Raw genomic sequence first — 19,290 nt, forward strand, 5'->3', positions numbered from 1 at the left:
CGGGACGGCACCTGGCCGCGGTGCGGTCCGGAGGACCGCAGATCACATCGACGCGATGAGCTTCTCGACGCGCTCGTCGACGGACTTGAACGGGTCCTTGCACAGCACGGTGCGCTGGGCCTGGTCGTTGAGCTTGAGGTGCACCCAGTCGACGGTGAAGTCGCGCCGCTTCTCCTGCGCCTTGCGGATGAACTCGCCGCGCAGCCGGGCCCGGGTGGTCTGCGGGGGCACGTTCTTGGCCTCGAAGATGCGCGGTTCGTGGGCCACGCGGTCGACCTGGCCGTTGCGCTCGAGCAGGTAGTACAACCCGCGGGTGCGGCTGATGTCGTGGTAGGCGAGGTCCATCTGGGCGATGCGCGGGGAGGACAGCGGCAGGTCGCGCTTGGCCCGGTAGCGCTCGAGCAGGTTGTACTTGATGGCCCAGTCGATCTCGCGGTCGATCAGGCTCAGGTCCTCGCTGTCGACGGCCTTGAGCACCCGCCCCCACAACTCGAGCATCTGGCGGTGCACGGGGGTGGCGCCCTCGCGGTCGGCGAACTCGGTGGCCCGGCTGTGGTACTCCGACTGGATCTCCAGCGCCGACATCTCGCGTCCGCCGGCCAGCCGCACCTTGCGCCGTCCGGTCATGTCGTGGCTGATCTCGCGGATCGCCCGGATCGGGTTCTCCAGCGTCATGTCCCGGATCGGGGTGCCCGCCTCGATCATGCGCAGCACGAGGTCGGTCATGGTGACCTTGAGCAGCGTCGTCGTCTCGCTCATGTTCGAGTCTCCGACGATCACGTGCAGGCGGCGGTAGCGCTCGGCGTCGGCGTGCGGCTCGTCACGGGTGTTGATGATCGGCCGGGACCGGGTGGTGGCGCTGGAGACGCCCTCCCAGATGTGCTCGGCGCGCTGGCTGACGCAGTACAGGGCCCCGCGCGGGGTCTGCAGCACCTTGCCGGCGCCGACGACGATCTGCCGGCTGACCAGGAACGGGATCAGGACGTCGGCGAGCCGGCCGAACTCGCCGTGCCGGCCGACGAGGTAGTTCTCGTGGCAGCCGTAGCTGTTGCCGGCGGAGTCGGTGTTGTTCTTGAACAGGTAGATGTCGCCGGTGACGCCCTCCTCGGCCAGGCGCTGCTCGGCGTCGACCAGCAGCCCTTCGAGGATGCGCTCGCCGGCCTTGTCGTGGACGACGAGCTCGCCGAGGTCGTCGCACTCCGCTGTGGCGTACTCGGGGTGGCTGCCGACGTCGAGGTAGAGCCGCGAGCCGTTGCGCAGGAACACGTTGGAGCTGCGGCCCCACGACACGACCCGGCGGAACAGGTAGCGGGCGACCTCGTCCGGCGAGAGCCGCCGCTGCCCCTTGAAGGTGCACGTGACGCCGTACTCGGTCTCGATGCCGAAGATCCGTCGTTCCACGGTTCGAGACTAGGCGCCGGGAGCGACAGCGGCCCGCCGCCGGACCGCGGGAGCGCTACCGCTTCGCGTCGAGCCGCTGCAGGAGCCCGTCGAAGGCGCGCTCGATCTCGTCGTGCCCGTTCTGCGACGCCCGCTGCTTGCCGTGGATCAGCGCCGCCCGGTTGACCTTCGAGAAGTCGCCGTACGGGAAGTGGTAGCGCTTCTTGGTCTGCTCCCCGGCGTCCGGGTCGACGGCGAGGTGCCAGGCGGCGTAGCCCTCCCAGCCGTGCGCGTCGATCTCGGCGTTGCCGTCGTCGGCCGACGGTGCGGCGTCGGACCACTCGGTCCGGTCGTCGAACGCGCCGTCGTCGATCAGCTTCTTCGCCCGGGTGACCGCGTCGTCGTTGAGCTCGTAGTCCGGCATGCCCGCTCCCCTACCCGTCACCGACGGCGTTCACCGATCGCTCTGCGGGTGCCCGTCGCCGGTGTCGGGCGTGCCACCGGCGGTGTCGGGCGCCGCCGGATCACCCAGACCGGCGGGCGTGCCCGGCGCGGGGTGGCTGGGCACGTGCCCGGGCGGGGGTGCCTCCGTCTCGCCGGTCTGGCCGTCGCCGAGCAGGGTGTGCAGCGCGGCGCCGACGACGCGGCGGAACGCCCGCTTGGGCCGCCGGCGGTCGAGGACGGCGACCTCCAGCTGCTGGGCGGTCAGCCGCGTGGGGCCGCCGTCACCGGCCCCGGCGGTGGCCGGGCTGACCGCCGAGAGCGCGTCGACGCCGACCCGGAGCGCGTCGGCCAGGCCCATGCCGCGGTGGAAGTTCTCGCGCAGGTGGGTGGTGACGGTGTCGGCCTGCCCGCCCATCACCACGAAGTCGGGCTCGTCGACGACCGAGCCGTCGAAGGTGAGCCGGTACAGCTGGTCGCGCTCGGGGCTCTCGCCCACCTCGGCGACGCAGAGCTCGACCTCGTAGGGCTTCATCTGCTCGGTGAAGATCGCCCCGAGGGTCTGGGCGTAAGCGTTGGCGATGACCCGGCCGGTGACGTCGCGCCGGTTGTAGGAGTAGCCGCGCACGTCCGCGAGGCGGACGCCGGCGACCCGCAGGCTCTCGAACTCGCTGTAGCGGCCCACGGCGGCGAAGCCGATGCGGTCGTAGATCTCGCCGACCTTGTGCAGCGTGGAGCTGGGGTTCTCGGCGATGAACAGGACCCCGTCGGCGTAGGTGACGACGGCGACGCTGCGGCCGCGGGAGATGCCCTTGCGGGCGTACTCCGAGCGGTCGCGCATGACCTGCTCGGCTGAGGCGTAGTACGGCATGGTCATGGCTCAGGCCTCCCCGGCGGAGTTCTGGCGCTCGGCGGCGGCGCGCTCGGCGACGATGGCGTCCGCGACGGCGGCGACCTCGGCGTCGGTCAGCCGGACGGTGCCCTCGGCGTCCACCCGGTAGACGATCGGGTAGAGCCGCCGCACCGGGTCGGGGCCGCCGGTGGCGGAGTCGTCGTCGGCGGCGTCGTAGAGGGCCTCGACCACGGTGCGGGTCGCTTCTGCGGCGTCCAGGCCGCGGCGCCAGGTCTTCTTGAGGCTGTTGCGGGCGAACAGCGAGCCGGAGCCCACGGCGGAGTAGCCACGCTCCTCGTAGTTCCCGCCGGTGACGTCGTAGCTGAAGATGCGGCCCGGGAGCTCGCCGGGCGCGGCGTCGAGGTCGAAGCCCGCGAACAGCGGGACGACGGCCAGGCCCTGCAGCGCCGCGCCGAGGTTGCCGCGGATCATCTGGGCGAGCCGGTTGGCCTTGCCGTCGAGGCTGAGGGTGAGGCCCTCGATCTTCTCGTAGTGCTCGAGCTCGACCTGGTAGAGCTTGACCATCTCGATGGCGATGCCCGCGGCCCCGGCGATGCCGATGACGCTGTAGGAGTCGGCCGGGTAGACCTTCTCGATGTCGCGGCTGGAGATCAGGTTGCCCATGGTGGCGCGCCGGTCGCCGCCCATGAGGACGCCGCCCTCGTAGGTGGCCGCCACGATCGTGGTGCCGTGCGGTGCGACGTCACCCACGGGCAGCTGCGGGACCGGGCGCCGGCCGGGCAGCAGGTCGGGCGCGGACGCGGCCAGGAAGTCGGTGAACGAGGAACCCACCCGGTCCAGGTAGGCGGGCGGGAACCCGCTCCGGCCAGCTGACGACTCGTTCACCCATCCGCCTCTCCCGCCTGCTCCCGCCGGCGTGCACCGCAGCCTGCCGGGTACCGCTCCGTGCTGCTCGGACGCGGTCCCGGACGTCGTCAGCGACCCTACCGGCGGCCGCTGACGTCGGCTCGGCCGTCCGGGTCCTCCGTGATGGCTTCCTGGAGGAGAGCCATCGCCTGCTGCTGCTCGTGGTGCTCGACGTGGAAGGCGGCCATGTGGAGGAGCACTGGGTCGTCGCGGAACTGACCGAGGCCGCCGTTGCAGGTGAAGCACAGCAGCGCGCGAACGGCGCCGGTCGCGTGGTCGTGCTCGACGTGCGTCGGCGACGCGGTGCGGCAGATGGCGCACACCCCGCCCTGCGACTCGAGCATGAGGTCAGCCTCGGGGGCAGTGGTCCCGTGCCGACGGGACAAGTGATGAGTGCGAGATCCACCGACCTTCGCCCGTGACGCCCTGCCCCGCTGGTTGTGGCAGGGCGGGCAGTAGGTCGCGTAACCACTCGAGCTCGCTCGGGACCACCACCAGGCCGTCCGGTGCGCGTCGGTTGACGCGCGGCTTCACCCGCCGCGCGTCCCGGCTGCGCGCGGGCCGATCGGCGAGATGCTCCGGCAGTAGAACGCGAGGCGGTCGCGAGAATGCTTGTTCGCTGTGGATGCGCTGGCCGGACGATGCCGGCCGCAATCGCGACAGAACCTCGTGTCCATCAGCAGCAGTTACGGAACGAGGTCGATCACTGGCCGCCCTTTTGGACGTAAGCACGCACGAATTCTTCGCTGTTCTCCTCGAGCACGTCGTCGATCTCGTCCAGGAGCGAGTCGACGTCCTCGGACATCTTCTCGTGGCGCTCGGCGACGTCGGAGTCGACCGAGGCCTCGATCTCTTCGTTCTCCTCGCGCGACCGCGTCGCCTTCTGCTGCCCGCCGGTGTCCCTGGTGGCCATGCTGCCCTCCGGTCCTTCTCGTGGCTGGTGCTGATCGAGAAGCTACCCGCAGCAGCCGACATCCGGCGGCCACCGGCCGGGCGCGGTGGACGCCGAGGTGCCCGTGGACGGCCGGTCAGGGGCCGGTGATCGTGTCCACCAGCTCCTGCGCGGTCGCCGAGGCCTCGAACAGGGCCCCCACGTGCTCCCGTGTGCCGCGCAGCGGCTCCATCGTCGGGATGCGCACCAGGTTCTCCCGCCCCAGGTCGAAGACCACCGAGTCCCACGAGGCCGCGGCGATCTGCGCGGGGAAGCGGCGCAGGCACTCGCCGCGGAAGAACGCCCGGGTGTCCGACGGCGGCGCGAGCACGGCCCGGGCCACCTCCTCGTCGGTGAGCAGGCGCTGCATCGCCCCGCGCGCGACCAGCCGGTTGTACAGCCCCTTGTCCGGCCGGACGTCGGAGTACTGCAGGTCCACCATCTGCAGCCGCGAGTCGGTCCACTCGAGGCCGTCGCGCGACCGGTAGCCCTCCAGCAGGCGCAGCTTGGCCGGCCAGTCCAGCTGGTCGGCCAGGCGCATCGGGTCGGCCTCGAGGTCGTCGAGCACCGCGGCCCAGCGACGCAGCACGTCGTCGGTCTGCTCGTCGCGCTCCCCGCGGGTCTCGACGAAGCGCTCGGCGCGCTCCAGGTACAGCCGCTGCACCTCGATCGCGGTCAGCCGCCGGCCGTCGCGCAGCCGCAGCTTGTGGGTGAGCGAGGGGTCGTGGCTCACCGCCTGCAGCTCGGCCACCGGCTCCTCGACGGCGAGGTCCGGCGGGAGCGCCCGCCCCTCGATCATGGCCAGCACGAGCGACGTCGTCCCGACCTTCAGGTAGGTCGAGAGCTCCGCGAGGTTCGCGTCACCGATGATCACGTGCAGCCGGCGGTACTCGTCGGGGTTGGCGTGCGGCTCGTCGCGGGTGTTGATGATCGGGCGCTTCAGCGTCGTCTCCAGGCCGACCTCGACCTCGAAGAAGTCGGCGCGCTGCGAGAGCTGGAAGCCCGGCGTCCGGCTCTCCACCCCGATGCCGACCTTGCCCGACCCGGCGAACACCTGGCGGGTCACGAAGAACGGCACCAGCCCGCGGATGATGTCGATGAACGGGGTCCGCCGGTCCATCAGGTAGTTCTCGTGGGCGCCGTAGGAGGCGCCCTTGCCGTCGGTGTTGTTCTTGTACAGCTGGATGGGCTGCGTGCCGGGGACCTGCGCGGCCCGCCGGGCGGCCTCGGCCATCACCCGCTCCCCCGCCTTGTCCCACAGCACGATGTCGCGCGGGGTGGTGACCTCCGGCGTCGAGTACTCCGGGTGCGCGTGGTCCACGTACAGCCTGGCGCCGTTGGTCAGGATGACGTTGGCCATCCCGGTGTCCTCGTCGAGGTCGTTGTGGTCCAGCGCCTGCGCCGGGGTCAGGTCGAAGCCGCGGGCGTCGCGCAGCGGCGACTCCTCCTCGAAGTCCCACCGGGGCCGGCGCGGCGTGGGCGCCTCGGCCACCGCCCAGGCGTTCACCACCAGGCTGGACAGCGTCGTCGGGTTGGCGCCCGGCTGCCGCGGCACCGAGATGCCGTACTCGACCTCGGTGCCCATGACCCGCCGCACGCTCATGGCCCAACCCTAGGCCGCGGCCGCCCACCCCCCGGGTGCCGCACCGGTGCCCTGGCACATGCCGGAACGGTTCCGTAGCCTCGGTCGTGCCCCGGCCGCACCGAGCGGTCATCGGGGTCCTGCGCGGATCACGGCCGTCGAGCCGGTCCGCCGCAGGCTCAGGACGCGCCGCGCGCCCTCTCCGCCCAGCGGCCGCGCCTCCTCCGTCGATCCGGCTCCGTGGGTGGAGCGCGCCGTGCCCTCCGTTGGCCCGGCCGTCCGGGCGCCCGCCGTTCTGAGAGGACCATGACCGAGCGCAGCACCACCCGCACGTCCACCCGCACCATCCGCCGCACTGCCGCCGGCGTCGCCGTCGCCGGGGCCGCGCTGGTCGCCCCGTTCCTCGGCGCCGGCACGGCCGCGGCCGCTGACGGCGCCACGTGGGACCGCCTCGCGGACTGCGAGAGCAGCGGCAACTGGGCGATCAACACCGGCAACGGCTACTACGGCGGCCTGCAGTTCTACCAGCCCACCTGGGAGGCGTTCGGCGGCCTGGAGTACGCCTCGCGCGCCGACCTGGCGACCCGCGAGCAGCAGATCGCGGTCGCCGAGAAGACCCTCGCCGCGCAAGGCTGGGGCGCCTGGCCGGCATGCTCGGCGAAGCTCGGGCTCACCGAGGCCGACAAGGCAGGTAGTGCCGCGGCACCGGCACCGGCCCCGGCACCGGCCCCGGCCCCGGCACCGGCCCCGGCACCCGCTCCCGCGCCGGCCGACGCCGGGCAGCAGTACACCGTCCAGGCCGGGGACACCCTGTCGCGGATCGCCGCATCGACCGGCCTGGACTGGACCGCCGTCTACGACGCCAACCGCGACGTCATCGGCGCCGACCCCGGCCTCATCCACCCCGGCCAGGTGCTCCGCCTGGGCTGAGGCCCGTCGCCGTCCTGGCTCAGCACCAGGGGTCCTGGCTCACCACCGATCGTGAGCCAGGACCCCTGATGATCAGGTCACCTGATCATCAGCGAGCCGCCGGCTCGGGGCGGCCGCGGACAGACGGGCGGCCCGGCCACCGCGCAGGTGGCCGGGCCTCCGGGGCGTCGTGGCTAGAGGTACTGGCCGGTGTTGGTGGCCGTGTCGATGGCGCGGCCGGCCTCGTTGCCCTTCCCGCTGATCAGCGTGCGGATGTAGACGATCCGCTCGCCCTTCTTGCCCGAGATCCGGGCCCAGTCGTCCGGGTTGGTCGTGTTGGGCAGGTCCTCGTTCTCCTTGAACTCGTCGAGGCACGCCTGCATGAGGTGGCCGACGCGCAGCCCGCCGGTGCCCGTCTCCAGCCGCTCCTTGATCGCCATCTTCTTCGCGCGGTCGACGATGTTCTGCAGCATGGCGCCGGAGTTGAAGTCCTTGAAGTAGAGGACCTCCTTGTCACCGTTGGCGTAGGTGACCTCGAGGAAGCGGTTCTCCTCGCTCTCGGTGTACATCCGCTCGACGGTGCTCTGGATCATCCCGGCGATCGTCGACTCCCGGTTGCCGCCGTGCTCGGCCAGGTCGTCGGCGTGCAGCGGCAGGTCGGGCACCAGGTACTTGCTGAAGATGTCGCGGGCGGCCTCGGCGTCGGGCCGCTCGATCTTGATCTTCACGTCGAGCCGGCCGGGGCGCAGGATCGCCGGGTCGATCATGTCCTCCCGGTTGGAGGCGCCGATGACGATGACGTTCTCCAACCCCTCGACGCCGTCGATCTCGCTGAGCAGCTGCGGCACGATCGTCGACTCGACGTCGGAGGAGACCCCCGAGCCGCGGGTGCGGAAGATCGAGTCCATCTCGTCGAAGAACACGATGACCGGCGTGCCCTCGCTGGCCTTCTCGCGGGCGCGCTGGAACACCAGGCGGATGTGCCGCTCGGTCTCCCCGACGTACTTGTTCAGGAGCTCGGGGCCCTTGATGTTCAGGAAGTAGGACTTGGCCTGGTTCACGCCCTCGCCGCGCACCGCGGCGACCTTCTTGGCCAGCGAGTTGGCCACCGCCTTGGCGATGAGCGTCTTGCCGCACCCGGGCGGGCCGTAGAGCAGGATCCCCTTCGGCGGGCGCAGCTGGAACTCGCGGAACAGGTCGGCGTGCAGGAACGGCAGCTCGACGGCGTCGCGGATCTGCTCGATCTGCCGGGAGAGGCCGCCGATGTCCGCGTAGTCGATGTCGGGGACCTCCTCGAGGACGAGCTCCTCGACCTCGCTCTTGGGGATCCGCTCGTAGGCGTAGCCCGACCGGCTCTCCAGCAGCAGGGAGTCGCCGACGCGCAGCGGCTGCCCCGTGAGCGAGTCGGCGAGGTAGACGACGCGCTCCTCGTCGGTGTGCCCGATGACCAGCGCGCGCGGCGTGACGCCGTCGACCGGCTCGAGCAGCTCCTTGAGCATGACGACGTCGCCCTGGCGCTCGAAGTCGCGCGCCTCGACCACGTTCATCGCCTCGTTGAGCATGACCTCCTGCCCGGCGCGCAGGCCCTCCACCTCGACGTTGGGCGAGACGGAGACCCGCAGCTTGCGGCCGCCGGTGAAGACGTCGACCGTGCCGTCCTCGTAGGAGGTGAGGAAGACGCCGTAGCCCGACGGGGGCTGGCCCAGCCGGTCGACCTCCTCCTTCAGCGTGACCAGCTGCTCGCGGGCGTCCCGCAGCGTGCCGGCCAGCTTGTCGTTGCGCTCGGAGAGGAAGGCCGCCCGGCCCTCCGCCTCGGCGATCCGCTCCTCCAGCGCGCGCACCTGGCGCGGGCTGTCGGCCACCTTGCGGCGGAGCAGGCCGACCTCCTCCTCGAGGTAGGAGATCTGGCTGAGCAGCGAGGCGACGTCACGCTCACGCCGCGCCTTCAGCTCGTCAGGACCCAGGCCCATCACGCACCTCCGCACTGTCGGGGGAGCCAGGACGCAAATCTATACACGCGGGCGGACAGTTCGCCGTGGGCTCGCGGAGGTCGCGACCGCCTGCTAACGGCACTTGCGGGACGCCGCCACGGGTGCCGCGCGAGGGGTCGGTGCCCGCGCCGGTGCGCCGGCGGACGGCACGTCCCCTCAGTCGACCAGGTCGAGCGCCGCGCCGACCAGCGAGTCGACGTCCAGACCGTGGTACCGGTACACGCTGTCCAGGTCACCGCTCTGCCCGAAGCGGGTCACGCCCAGGTGCGCGGCCGGTGCGCCCCGGACGCCGGCGAGGAACGCCAGCGTGTGCGGGTGCCCGTCGAGGACGGTGACCAGCGGGGTGGCGCGGTCGGCCGGGAAGACGCTGTCGAGCACCCACGGCGACGCCTCGTCGAGCCCCCGCCGGGCCTGCGCGGCCCGGAACAGCAGCCCCGGGCTGGTCAGGACGACGACGTCGGCCGGGAAGCCCAGCCCGTCGAGCCGCTCGGCGGCCGCCAGCGCCTCCGGGACGACCGCGCCCATCGCGGCCAGCGTGACCGCCGGGCGGGGCACCCGTCGCAGCGGGTAGGCGCCGGCGACCACCTGGCGACGTCGCCGCTCGCGGGCGGCCGGGTCGGCCGGGACGGCGGCGAGCGCCTGGTCGACCGGGCGGGTGGAGAGCCGCACGTAGGCCGACTGCCCGCCCGGCCGGCCCATCCGGCCGAGCGCCGCGAGCAGGCACCACTCCGTGTCGAGGGCGAACGCGGGCTCGTAGGACAGGCAGCCGGGCTGCTCCAGGCCGATCGACGGGGTCGTGATCGACTGGTGGGCGCCGCCCTCGGGCGCCAGCGTCACCCCGGACGGGGTGCCGACCAGCAGCGACTGGCCGCCGGCGTAGATGGTGAACGACCACGGCTCCAGCGCCCGCTCGACGAACGGGTCGTAGAGGACGCCGATCGGCAGCAGCGGCTGCCCCCACCGCGACCAGGTCGCCCCGAGCTCGCCGATGGCGCCGACGAGGTTGGTCTCGGCGATGCCGAGCTCCACGTGCTGGCCCGAGGGCCGTTCGCGCCAGTGCAGGATCGTCTCGGCGTCGTCGGCGAACCAGTCGCGGCGGTCCTCGTGGGACCAGACGCCGACCTTGTTGACCCAGCCGCCGAGGTTGGTCGAGCTGGACACGTCGGGGCTGACGGTGACCACCCGCCGGCCCACCTCCGGCGCGGCCCGGTTGAGGTCGAGCAGCGTGCGCCCCAGCGCCGCCTGCGTCGTCGCCGTCCCCGAGGGGGTGCGGCCCAGGTCGACGGGGACGGCCGGTGCGCCGCCGTCGTCGACCGGGGGGCGGGCCAGGCGCGCGGCGGCGCCGGCGAGCAGCGTGGCCGGAGCGCTGCCGGGCGGGAAGCCGGCCCACGGCTCGGCCGGGTCGACGCCGACGCGAGCGGCGAGCTCGTGCAGCTGGGCCTCGGTGAGCAGCGCGGAGTGGTTCTGCGGGTGGCCCTCGGTGGCCAGGCCGTAGCCCTTGAGCGTGTAGGCGATGACGACGGTGGGGCGGGTGTCGTCGATCTGCGCGAAGGCCGCCCGCAGCGCGGTCAGGTCGTGGCCGCCGAGGTTGCGCACCGCGGCGAGCAGGTCGGCGTCGGGGACGTCGGCGACCAGCCCGGAGACCGCGGCCGCCCCCGGCCCCTCCCCCGGCAGCTCGCGGCGGACCTCGTCGGCGGTGCGGCGCAGCAGCCGCTGGTACTCGGCGTTGCTCATGCCGTCGATCCGGTCGCGCAGCTCCGCGCCGCCGGGCCGGGTGAACAGCTCCTCGAGCAGCCGCCCGTACTTGACGGTGAGCACCTGCCAGCCGGCCGCCGTGAACATGCCCTGCAGCCGGGTGGCGCCCATGGTGGGGACGACCCGGTCCAGCGACTGCCGGTTGAGGTCGACGACCCAGTTCACCTCGCCGAGCTCGGCGACCATCGGGTCGAGCACGGCCTCCCAGACGGCGCCCTCGTCGAGCTCGGCGTCGCCGACCAGCGACCACTGGCGCCCGGTGCCGCCCGCGCCGAACTGCGTGTTGACGTAGCGGCGGGCCAGCGCCCCCCAGATCGGCGCGGTGGCCCCGATGCCGACCGAGCCGGTCGAGTAGTCGGCCGGGACGGGGTCCTTCAGCCGGGACGGGTAGGACTGCAGGCCGCCGAACTCGCGCAGCGTGGTCAGCCACGAGGCGTCGAGCTGCCCGAGCAGGAACTCCAGGGCGTGCAGCACCGGGCTGGCGTGCGGCTTGACCGAGACGCGGTCCTCGGCGGTCAGCTGCTCCAGCCACAGCGCCGTCATGATCGTGACCATCGAGGCGCTGGACGCCTGGTGACCGCCGACCTTGAGGCCCGAGGGGTTGGGCCGGACGCGGTTGGCGTGGTCGACGATCGCCGTCGCCAGCCACAGCACCCGCTGCTCGATCTCCCGCAGGGCGGCGTCGTCCGGGGCGTCGGGGCGCGCGGCGCCGGGCGCGGGGTCGGTCACGGCTGGTCTCCTCCCGGGCGGGTCAGTGCTTCTGCGCGCGGCGCTGCCGCACCGGGGCGACCGTGCCCTCGGCCAGGCGGCGCGCCGTGACGAGGAACGCGGTGTGGGCGACCATGCGGTGCTCGGGGCGGACGGCCAGGCCGACGGCGTGCCACGGCCGCAGCAGGCTCTCCCAGGCGTAGGGCTCGGTCCACACCCCCTGCGCGCGCAGCGCCTCCACGTAGGTGGACAGCTGGGTCACCGTCGCCACGTAGCCGACCAGCACGCCGCCCGGGCGCAGCGCCGCGGCGACCGTGGGCAGCACCGCCCAGGGCTCCAGCATGTCGAGCACGACGCGGTCGACGACCTCCTCGGCCGGGTGGTCGGCCAGGTCGCCCTGCCGCAGGCTCCAGTTGGCCGGCACCTCCCCGAAGAAGGCGCCGACGTTGGCCCGCGCCACGTCGAGGAAGTCCTCGCGCCGCTCGTAGCTGGTGAGCGAGCCCTCGGAGCCGACGGCGCGCAGCAGCGAGCAGCTCAGGGCGCCCGACCCGGCGCCGGCCTCCAGCACCCGCATCCCCGGCCCGACGTCGCCGAAGCCGACGATCTGGGCGGCGTCCTTCGGGTAGATGACCTGGGCGCCCCGGGGCATGGAGAGCACGTAGTCGGCCAGCAGCGGCCGCAGCGCCAGGTAGCCGGTGTTGGCCGTCGAGTGGACCACCGATCCCTCCGGCGCCCCGATGAGGTCGTCGTGCTCGATCGCGCCGCGGTGGGTGTGGAACTGCTTCCCGGGCGTCAGGACGATCGTGTGCAACCGGCCCTTGGGGTCGGTCAGCTGCACCCGGTCGCCGGCCGCGAACGCGCCCTCGACGGGCTCGGCCCGCTGCGCGGGGACCTCCCCGGGCGCGTCCTCCGGCGCGGTCGGCGCCTCGTCGACGACGTCGGTCCCGGGCTCCTGCTCACTGGTCACGGGCGGTCAGCCTACGGACGGCGTCCCCCGACCCCGGACGCCGATGCGGCGCGGGCGCTCCGAACTGTCGGAGGGGCCACCTAGCCTCGGGACCATGACGGCGATGGTGCAGACCGACCCGACGACCGACGGCTCCGCGGCAGCGGTCGCGCCGGCCGAGGAGGCCGCCCCGCGCCGCCCCTCCCTCTCCCCCAGCCGCGCGGCGGACTTCAAGACCTGCCCGTTGCTGTACCGCTACCGCACCATCGACCGCCTGCCCGAGCGCAAGAGCCTCGCGGCCGTCCGCGGCACGCTCGTCCACTCGGTGCTGGAGCGCCTCTACGACCTGCCCCCGGCGCAGCGCACCCCCGAGAGCGCCCTGGAGCTGGTGGAGCCGGCCTGGGCCGAACTGCGGGACGAGCCGGGCATCGCCGAGCTCTTCGAGACCGGGCAGGAGGACGGCGCCGAGAGCGACGCCAACGCCCCGGAGTCCGTGGCGGCCTGGCTGGCCTCGGCCGGGAAGCTGGTCGAGAAGTACTTCGCGCTGGAGGACCCGCGCCGCATCCAGCCGGCCGGCCGCGAGGAGCTCGTCGAGGTCACCCTGCCCGACGGGCTGCTGCTGCGCGGCTACGTCGACCGGCTGGACGTCGCCCCGAACGGTGCGCTGCGGGTGGTCGACTACAAGACCGGCTCCATGCCGCGCGAGGCGTTCGAGTCCAAGGCGCTGTTCCAGATGAAGTTCTACGCGCTGGTGCTGTGGCGCACCCGCGGGGTCGTCGCCGCGCAGTTGAAGCTGCTCTACCTCGGCGACGGCGACGCGCTGACCTACGCGCCGGAGGAGGCGGAGCTGGTCCGCTTCGAGCGGACCCTCCTGGCCATCTGGTCGGCCATCGAGCGGGCGGTGGCCACCGGCGAGTTCCGGCCGAACAAGAGCCGGCTGTGCGGCTGGTGCGACCACCAGGCGCTGTGCCCGGAGTTCGGTGGCACTCCCCCGCCGTTCCCGGCCGACGCCGCTGCGGCGGCCGGCTGGCGGACGACGCTGCCGGTCACCCCGGTGTGACTCCGGCCGGCCGGTCCGGGCTGCGGCCCGCGGGGCGCGTCAGCGCTCGGCGAGCTCGACCGGCGCCGCCGCCAGCACCTCCGCCAGCTCGTCCACGCCGATACCGGTCAGCGTCTCCACCAGCGTGAGCCCGGGCGCGGGCGGCACCGGCTGCATCGCCGGCACCCCGAGCACCGCCATCCCGGCGGCCAGCCCGGCGGTGACGCCGACCAGCGAGTCCTCGACCACCACGCAGGCGGACGGCACCACGTCCAGCGCGGCGGCCGCCTGGAGGTAGGGCGCCGGGTCGGGCTTGCGGGCGGGGACCTCGTCGCCGCACACGGTGACGTCGAAGGGGCTGCCGCCCAGGTCGGCCGCGATGCGGCCCAGCACGATGTCGGCGAGCCGGCGCGGCGTCGTCGTCACCAGGGCGGCGCGCAGCCCCGCGGCCCGGACCGCCGCCACCAGGTCCCGGGCTCCCGGCTGCCAGGTGATCCCGGCGCCCATGAGCTCGGCTACCCGCTCCTCCACCCACCGGGCGTCGGCCTGCAGCTGCTCCTCGGTGCGGAGGAGTCCCAGGTCGGCGTGCAGCACCTGCATCGAGCGGCGCATGCTCGTCCCGACCGTCCGTGCGCGCGCCTCGGGCGACATGCGGCCGCCCAGCGATGCGGCGAGCTCGAACATCGCCTCGCCCCAGTACTCCTCGGTCTGCACCAGGGTGCCGTCCATGTCGAACAGGACGGCGGCGAGCTCGTTCGGCATCAGGCTGCGACGTTCCTTCGCGGTGGGCCCCGGGTGCGCGAGGCGCACGGCGGGGACGGGTGGACGAGGCCTCGACCGTCCCCGGCAGGCGTCCACGCGGTGGGTGTTCCGCGGGTGCCAGTCTCCCAGCCCGCCGGACCGGGACGGACGGTGCCCCGCAGCCGACCCCCTCGTCGGGGGCAGACCGGCCGGGATCGCTCCAGCAGCTCCGGGCGGGCACCGATGGGGACCGGGTGAGCGCAGTGCCGGCCGAGCCGTTCCCGCGGGACGTCACCTCGCCGCGGGTGATGGCCCGGACGCTGGCGCTCTTCTACGTCGCCGGCGGGAGCACGGCCGTGCTGGCCGCGGGCGGCGGGAGCGACCACCCCGGGAGCCGCTGGCTGGTCGCCGGGATCGGCCTGCTCGCCGTGGTGGTGGGCGCTGGGATCTTCCGCTGGGACGTCGTGCCCCCGCGGGTGGTCCTCGGCGGGCTGGTGACGGCGGGCAGCTGCCTCATCGGCACCGTCGTCGTCCTCTCGCCCGATGCCGCCACCGCTGTCATCTGCGCGTCGATCAGCGCGTTCGTCGGCGTCATCGCCTGCTTCTTCGCCGACCGCCGGGTGGCCGTGGCGCACGTCTCGACCGTCGTCGGCGTCACCACGGGTGCGCTGCTGCTCCGCGGTGACGCGTCGGCCGTGACCGCCGCGGCCCTGGCGGTCGTCGTGAGCACCCTGGCCTGCGTCACCCGGGCGCTGGTCCTGCGCGCCTCCGATGCGGGCAGCGACTCCCTCACGGGGCTGGCCAACCGGCGGGCCTTCGACGAGGCGCTCGGTGAGCACACCCGCCGCCCCGACGTCGCGCTGTCCGCGGCGCTGCTCGACCTCGACCACTTCAAGCAGATCAACGACACCGACGGGCACGAGGCCGGCGACCACCTGCTGCGCCGGGTCGCCGGGAGCTGGTGGCCGGCGCTGCCCGCCGGAGCCCTGCTGGCCCGCCACGGCGGCGACGAGTTCGCCCTCCTGCTCCCCGGCCTGGACGGCACCGCGGCGCTCGCGCTGGTCCGGCACCTGTGCGCGCTCGTGCCCGAGGTCGGCGTCTCCGCCGGCGTCGCCGAGCGCAGCCCCGGCGACACCGCCGCCCAGCTCATGCGCCGCGCCGACCTGGCGCTCTACCGGGTGAAGGCCGGCGGCCGCGGCGCGGCGGCGCTGCACAGCGACGACTCCCCCGAGGCCGCCGCGTCCCGGTGACCGCCGGCCGGCCCGGCGGAGCTGATCAGGCGGCTCGGGTCCCCACGAGGGTGGCGAAGGCGATCACGTTGTCCTCGTAGCTGCGGGCGGAGGAGTCGAAGTCCCCGCCGCAGGTGATCAGCCGCAACTGCGCGTCGAGGGTGTCGCCGTAGACCTCGAGGGTCGGGAAGTCGTCCTTCGCGTGGCGCTCCACCCGGTCGACGGCGAAGACGGCGACCGTGCCGTCGGCGCGGGCCACCTCGATCTCGTCGCCGGGCTGCAGGGCACCCAGGTCGAAGAAGACGCCCGGCCCGTGCTCGGCGGAGTCCACGTGGCCGAGCAGCACCGCCGGGCCCACCGCGCCGGGAGCCGGTCCGCGCTCGTACCAGCCGGCCCGGTCGTCGGGGCCGAGCGGCGGGACCTCGACGGCGCCGTCGTCGTCCAGGCCGAGCCGCAGCAGGTCGCTGGTCACGTCGATGGCGGGGACGCGCACCGAGACCGGCTCGGCCACGCTGTCCGCCGGCGGTCCGGCGGCCGGCGCCTGCGGGCCGGCCGGTGCGGAGGCCGACGAGGGTGCGGCCGGTGCGGGACCCCCGGCCACCGCCGGCTGGGGTGCCTGCCGTTGCCCGGTCACGGCCACGACCACGGCCACGACGGCGACGAGGGCCAGGCCGGCGGCGAGCGCGACCCACCGGCGGGGGCTGGGTCGGCGGGTGTCCTGCTCGGTCACGGGAGGTCCTTCCGGGGGTGCTGATGGGCGGGGTGCGGGCCGCGCCGGGGCGTGCTGCCCCCGCGCGGCCCGCAGCCGGGTCAGGCCTGGCCGGCCTGACGACGGCGGTAGGCGACGGTGCCCGCGGCGACGGCACCGGCCGCGGCCAGGGCCCCCACGCCGATGGCCGCCTGGTTCTCGGTGCCGGCCGTGCCGCCGGCGCCGGTCTCGGCACCGCCCGCCGGAGCGGCACCCGTCTGGGCGGCCTCGAACGCACCGCACGCGGCCGGGGCGGTGGCCTCCATGGGCAGCGCCGGGTCCAGATCGCTCATGACGTCGCCGTCGTAGGCGCCCGAACCGTCGGCGTCCACGCCGTGGAGCACGAGGACGGCGGTGCCGTCCTCGAACGCCTGGTGGACGTCGTCGGTGACCTCGAACGTCCGCTCGTAGCTGATCGAGCCACCCTCGGCGGTCGGGAACCTGTCGATGGCCAGACCGCTGTCCGGACCGGTGTCACCGGTCGTGGTCAGCGACGACCCGATCGCCCCGTAGTAGGGGGCGCCCTCGGTGACGCTGACGAAGCCGTCCCCGTTCTCGTCGTCGGCGTCGGTCGGGCACGCGCCCTGGGCGCCGATGTGGACGTGCTGGGCGTGCGGCGAACCGGCGAGCAGCCCCGTGGCCTCGATCATGACGGTCGCGGTGCTGCCGTCCAGCGTCACCATGCCGGTGCCCGTGACACCGGACGCGTTCAGCGCGGCGAGGTCGGCCTGGTAGCTGTGCGTGCCCTCGTGCGCCGAGGCGGTGGAGACGGCCAGCAAGGGGAAGGCCGCGGCGGCCAGGGCGACGGTCGGGAGTGCGAGTGCCTTGCGCAAGGTGTGCTCCTCGTGGTCGGAGAGAGGCGGCGGCCGGCGACCGTCCACCCTCGTGCCGGCCGGTGCGCTCTGCACCGGCCGTGGTCCCGTTCCGGGGACCTGGGCAGCAGCGCCGGTCTCCCGGCGGCTCGCTGCACGACCTGCATTCGGAGGCCGGCCGCGGATCGGTTCACCCCGCTTCTGGGGAGGCCGTGCACCCGCGGGTGGTGGCCGACCGAGACGGGACGGTGCCGGAGGCTGGTCGCGCCCGGGGATCCGGAAACCCGGCTGGGAACGAAGGACGGGCATGACCGCTTCGCGACAGGTCCGCCGGCCGAGGCGGACGGCGCTCCTGCTCACCGTGCTGGCCGGCGTCCTCCTCCTCGGTGCGGCTCCGGCCGCGCTGGCGCACGACGGCCTGGTGGGCACCACCCCGGCGGCCGGGACCACCGTCCCCGCGCCCCCGGCCACGGTCGAGGTGGCGTTCACGGGGGCACCGCTCCCCCTCGGCACCCTCGTGGAGGTGACGGACGCCGCCGGTGCCGTCGTCTCCGCGGGGGACCCGGAGATCCGGGGCACGACGGTCGTCCAGGCGCTCGCCGCCGAGCTGCCGGCCGGTGGTTACCACGTCCGGTGGCGCAGCACCTCCTCCGACGGGCACGCGCTGACGGGCTCCTTCGACTTCGCCGTCGCCGCCCCGAGCACGCCCGCCGCCGAGCCGCCGGCCCCCGCCGCGCCCGCACCCGAGCCCGTCGCGCCCTCGCCCGCGGCTGCGGTCCAGGACGTGGGGCCGGCGTCCTCGGGCGCCCCGGTCGCCGGGATCTGGGTCGCCGTGGGCGCGGTCGCCGTGGTCGGGCTCGGCGTCCTCCTCGTGGGCCGGCAGCGCGGGCGCCGGTGACGGGCACCGTGCCCGTCGTGCCGGTGCGCACGCCGGGTACCCGCGGCCGGTCCCCGCGGGTCGGGTTCGCGCTCCTCGCCGCGGGCCTCATCGCGCTGCTGGCCGGGGCCCTGGTGGCCGCCGGCGGGGCACCGGACGCGGACCCGTCGGCGGGCGCCGGCGCGCTGGTCGAGTGGGGGCAGCCGCTGGTCACCCTCGTCGGGCGGGTGGCCGCGGTGGGCACGGTCGGCTCGTTGCTGCTCGCCGCCGTCCTGCTCCCCGGCCGGGACGGGCTGCCGGCGGAGTCCCTCCGGGCGCTGCGCGCGGCGTCGTCCTGGGCGCTGGTCTGGGCCGCGGCGGCGGCCCTGGGGGCGCTGCTCACCGTGAGCCGGCTGCTCGGGGTCGCCCCCGCCGCACTCACCTGGGCCCCGCTGCGCGTCTTCCTCGAGGACACCGGCGCGGGACGCGCCGCGCTGCTGGTGGTGGCGCTCGCCGGGCTGGTCGGGGTGGCCGCGCGCCGGTGCGCCGGCGTCCCGGCCGCGGTCTCGCTGCTGCTCGTGGCGGGTGCCGCGCTGGTCGTCCCGGTCGCGCTCTCCGGTCACTCCGCCGCGGCGGAGGACCACCTCCTGGCGGTCACGACCCTCGGTGTCCACGTCGTCGCGGCGACCGCGTGGGTGGGCGGGCTGCTGGCCCTCCTCGTCCACGCCCCCCACGGAGCGGCGGCGCGGGTGGCGGCGCCCCGGTTCAGCCGCCTGGCGCTGGTCTGCTTCCTCGCCGTCAGCGCCTCGGGGGCGCTCGCCGCGGGGCTGCTGCTCGGCGGGAGCGCCGGCACGCTGGCGGCACTGGGCACCGGCTACGGCGCCCTGCTGCTGGCCAAGGCCGCCGGGCTGACCGTTCTCGGCGTCCTCGGCGCGCTGCACCGCCGGCACACCCTCCCCCGGCTGCACGCCGGTGACGGCCGGGAGTTCCGCCGGTTCGCGGCCGGCGAGGTCGTGCTGATGCTGGCGACGGTGGCGCTGGCCCTCGCGCTGGCGGCCTCACCGCCGCCGGCGGGCGCCGGGCACGCGGCCGCGTCCACCGCCGCCCCGGCGGCGGGTGCCGACCCGATGGCCGGGCACGACCACGGCGAGCTGTCGGTGGGGGTGCTCGTCGACGACGCGCGCTTCCACGTCGCCGGCCCGGTCGCGCCGGGGGCCCGGGTGAGCGTCCTCAACTCGTCCGCCTCGGAGGTCACGCTCACCGCGGCCGACGGGTCCTTCGACGTCGTCGTCCCCGCCGGGACGCTGACCACCTTCCCGGCCCCCGCCGAACCCGGCGCCCACCCCTTCTCCAGCCGCCACTCCCCCGCGTTCGCCGACGTCCTCCTCGTCCGGTGAGGCGATAGGACGGCCCGGGTCCAGAGGCCCGCCCTGAGCCTGCGAAGGGCGAGGGGACCCGGGTCC

At 74.5% G+C, this 19,290-nt stretch carries 18 protein-coding genes; 5 read left to right on the forward strand and 13 right to left on the reverse strand.

Annotated features, from left to right (window positions below; all coding sequences use genetic code 11):
• Positions 1-42: 42 nt before the first annotated feature.
• The 7 genes from pafA to dop form a co-directional block, all read right to left on the reverse strand.
• Positions 43-1,401, reverse strand: coding sequence for a Pup--protein ligase (pafA, locus tag E9565_RS03160; protein ID WP_236827549.1), 1,359 nt, complete (start codon positions 1,399-1,401; stop codon positions 43-45).
• A 55-nt stretch (positions 1,402-1,456) separates the two neighbouring features.
• A complete protein-coding gene (locus E9565_RS03165; RefSeq protein WP_236834045.1) occupies positions 1,457-1,804 on the reverse strand; it encodes a hypothetical protein in 348 nt (115 codons plus the stop codon).
• Between the two features lie 30 nt (positions 1,805-1,834).
• Positions 1,835-2,698: a proteasome subunit alpha gene (gene prcA, locus E9565_RS03170; protein ID WP_236834046.1), complete on the reverse strand. Its 864-nt coding sequence runs from the start codon at positions 2,696-2,698 to the stop codon at positions 1,835-1,837.
• Between the two features lie 3 nt (positions 2,699-2,701).
• Complete coding sequence (gene prcB, locus E9565_RS03175) at positions 2,702-3,559, reverse strand: proteasome subunit beta (protein WP_236827554.1); 858 nt, start codon at positions 3,557-3,559, stop codon at positions 2,702-2,704.
• A gap of 98 nt (positions 3,560-3,657) precedes the next feature.
• Positions 3,658-3,966, reverse strand: a complete 309-nt coding sequence (locus E9565_RS03180) for an endonuclease VII domain-containing protein (protein ID WP_255725599.1) — start codon at positions 3,964-3,966, stop codon at positions 3,658-3,660.
• 317 nt (positions 3,967-4,283) lie between these two features.
• Entirely contained in the window at positions 4,284-4,493 is a 210-nt protein-coding gene (locus E9565_RS03185; RefSeq protein ID WP_091932414.1) for a ubiquitin-like protein Pup, read from the reverse strand.
• A 115-nt stretch (positions 4,494-4,608) separates the two neighbouring features.
• Positions 4,609-6,114, reverse strand: coding sequence for a depupylase/deamidase Dop (dop, locus tag E9565_RS03190; protein WP_255715235.1), 1,506 nt, complete (start codon positions 6,112-6,114; stop codon positions 4,609-4,611).
• A gap of 285 nt (positions 6,115-6,399) precedes the next feature.
• Between dop and E9565_RS22890 the strand changes: the two genes are divergently transcribed.
• Positions 6,400-7,023 (forward strand): transglycosylase family protein, encoded by a 624-nt coding sequence (locus E9565_RS22890; protein WP_304505875.1) that lies wholly within the window; start codon positions 6,400-6,402, stop codon positions 7,021-7,023.
• Between the two features lie 173 nt (positions 7,024-7,196).
• Here the strand turns inward: E9565_RS22890 and arc are convergent, their stop codons facing one another.
• The 3 genes from arc to E9565_RS03215 form a co-directional block, all read right to left on the reverse strand.
• Positions 7,197-8,972 (reverse strand): proteasome ATPase, encoded by a 1,776-nt coding sequence (gene arc, locus E9565_RS03205; protein ID WP_236834048.1) that lies wholly within the window; start codon positions 8,970-8,972, stop codon positions 7,197-7,199.
• Between the two features lie 177 nt (positions 8,973-9,149).
• Positions 9,150-11,477, reverse strand: a complete 2,328-nt coding sequence (locus tag E9565_RS03210; RefSeq protein ID WP_236834049.1) for a hypothetical protein — start codon at positions 11,475-11,477, stop codon at positions 9,150-9,152.
• Positions 11,478-11,499: 22 nt separating this feature from the next.
• On the reverse strand, positions 11,500-12,423 hold the full coding sequence (locus E9565_RS03215) for a tRNA (adenine-N1)-methyltransferase (RefSeq protein WP_308113112.1): 924 nt from the start codon (positions 12,421-12,423) through the stop codon (positions 11,500-11,502).
• 94 nt (positions 12,424-12,517) lie between these two features.
• Between E9565_RS03215 and E9565_RS03220 the strand changes: the two genes are divergently transcribed.
• Positions 12,518-13,462, forward strand: coding sequence for a PD-(D/E)XK nuclease family protein (locus E9565_RS03220; RefSeq protein ID WP_236834050.1), 945 nt, complete (start codon positions 12,518-12,520; stop codon positions 13,460-13,462).
• A 39-nt stretch (positions 13,463-13,501) separates the two neighbouring features.
• Here E9565_RS03220 and E9565_RS03225 read toward each other — a convergent pair whose 3' ends face one another.
• Positions 13,502-14,203 carry an HAD family phosphatase gene (locus tag E9565_RS03225; RefSeq protein ID WP_236827563.1) on the reverse strand — a complete coding sequence of 234 codons (702 nt, stop codon included), beginning with the start codon at positions 14,201-14,203 and terminating at the stop codon, positions 13,502-13,504.
• Positions 14,204-14,436: 233 nt separating this feature from the next.
• Here E9565_RS03225 and E9565_RS03230 point away from each other — a divergent pair, with 233 nt between their 5' ends.
• Positions 14,437-15,432: a GGDEF domain-containing protein gene (locus tag E9565_RS03230; RefSeq protein ID WP_236834051.1), complete on the forward strand. Its 996-nt coding sequence runs from the start codon at positions 14,437-14,439 to the stop codon at positions 15,430-15,432.
• A gap of 25 nt (positions 15,433-15,457) precedes the next feature.
• Here E9565_RS03230 and E9565_RS03235 read toward each other — a convergent pair whose 3' ends face one another.
• Both E9565_RS03235 and E9565_RS03240 read right to left on the reverse strand, forming a co-directional pair.
• Entirely contained in the window at positions 15,458-16,141 is a 684-nt protein-coding gene (locus E9565_RS03235; protein WP_236827565.1) for a class F sortase, read from the reverse strand.
• A gap of 80 nt (positions 16,142-16,221) precedes the next feature.
• On the reverse strand, positions 16,222-16,992 hold the full coding sequence (locus tag E9565_RS03240; protein ID WP_236827567.1) for a hypothetical protein: 771 nt from the start codon (positions 16,990-16,992) through the stop codon (positions 16,222-16,224).
• A 286-nt stretch (positions 16,993-17,278) separates the two neighbouring features.
• Between E9565_RS03240 and E9565_RS03245 the strand changes: the two genes are divergently transcribed.
• Positions 17,279-17,869: a copper resistance CopC family protein gene (locus tag E9565_RS03245; RefSeq protein ID WP_236834052.1), complete on the forward strand. Its 591-nt coding sequence runs from the start codon at positions 17,279-17,281 to the stop codon at positions 17,867-17,869.
• Between the two features lie 17 nt (positions 17,870-17,886).
• Complete coding sequence (locus E9565_RS03250; protein ID WP_236834053.1) at positions 17,887-19,224, forward strand: copper resistance D family protein; 1,338 nt, start codon at positions 17,887-17,889, stop codon at positions 19,222-19,224.
• Positions 19,225-19,290: the final 66 nt, after the last annotated feature.

Source organism: Blastococcus sp. KM273129 (assembly GCF_021698995.1).
GTDB lineage: Bacteria > Actinomycetota > Actinomycetes > Mycobacteriales > Geodermatophilaceae > Blastococcus.

Bases quoted from the DNA above. Each gene is read 5' to 3' on its own strand.
- E9565_RS03165 (WP_236834045.1), bottom strand. From the start codon at position 1,804: ATGCCGGACTACGAGCTCAACGACGACGCGGTCACCCGGGCGAAGAAG.
- prcA (WP_236834046.1), bottom strand. From the start codon at position 2,698: ATGACCATGCCGTACTACGCCTCAGCCGAGCAGGTCATGCGCGACCGC.
- E9565_RS03185 (WP_091932414.1), bottom strand. From the start codon at position 4,493: ATGGCCACCAGGGACACCGGCGGGCAGCAGAAGGCGACGCGGTCGCGC.
- dop (WP_255715235.1), bottom strand. From the start codon at position 6,114: ATGAGCGTGCGGCGGGTCATGGGCACCGAGGTCGAGTACGGCATCTCG.
- E9565_RS22890 (WP_304505875.1), top strand. From the start codon at position 6,400: ATGACCGAGCGCAGCACCACCCGCACGTCCACCCGCACCATCCGCCGC.
- arc (WP_236834048.1), bottom strand. From the start codon at position 8,972: ATGGGCCTGGGTCCTGACGAGCTGAAGGCGCGGCGTGAGCGTGACGTC.
- E9565_RS03220 (WP_236834050.1), top strand. From the start codon at position 12,518: ATGACGGCGATGGTGCAGACCGACCCGACGACCGACGGCTCCGCGGCA.
- E9565_RS03225 (WP_236827563.1), bottom strand. From the start codon at position 14,203: ATGCCGAACGAGCTCGCCGCCGTCCTGTTCGACATGGACGGCACCCTG.
- E9565_RS03245 (WP_236834052.1), top strand. From the start codon at position 17,279: ATGACCGCTTCGCGACAGGTCCGCCGGCCGAGGCGGACGGCGCTCCTG.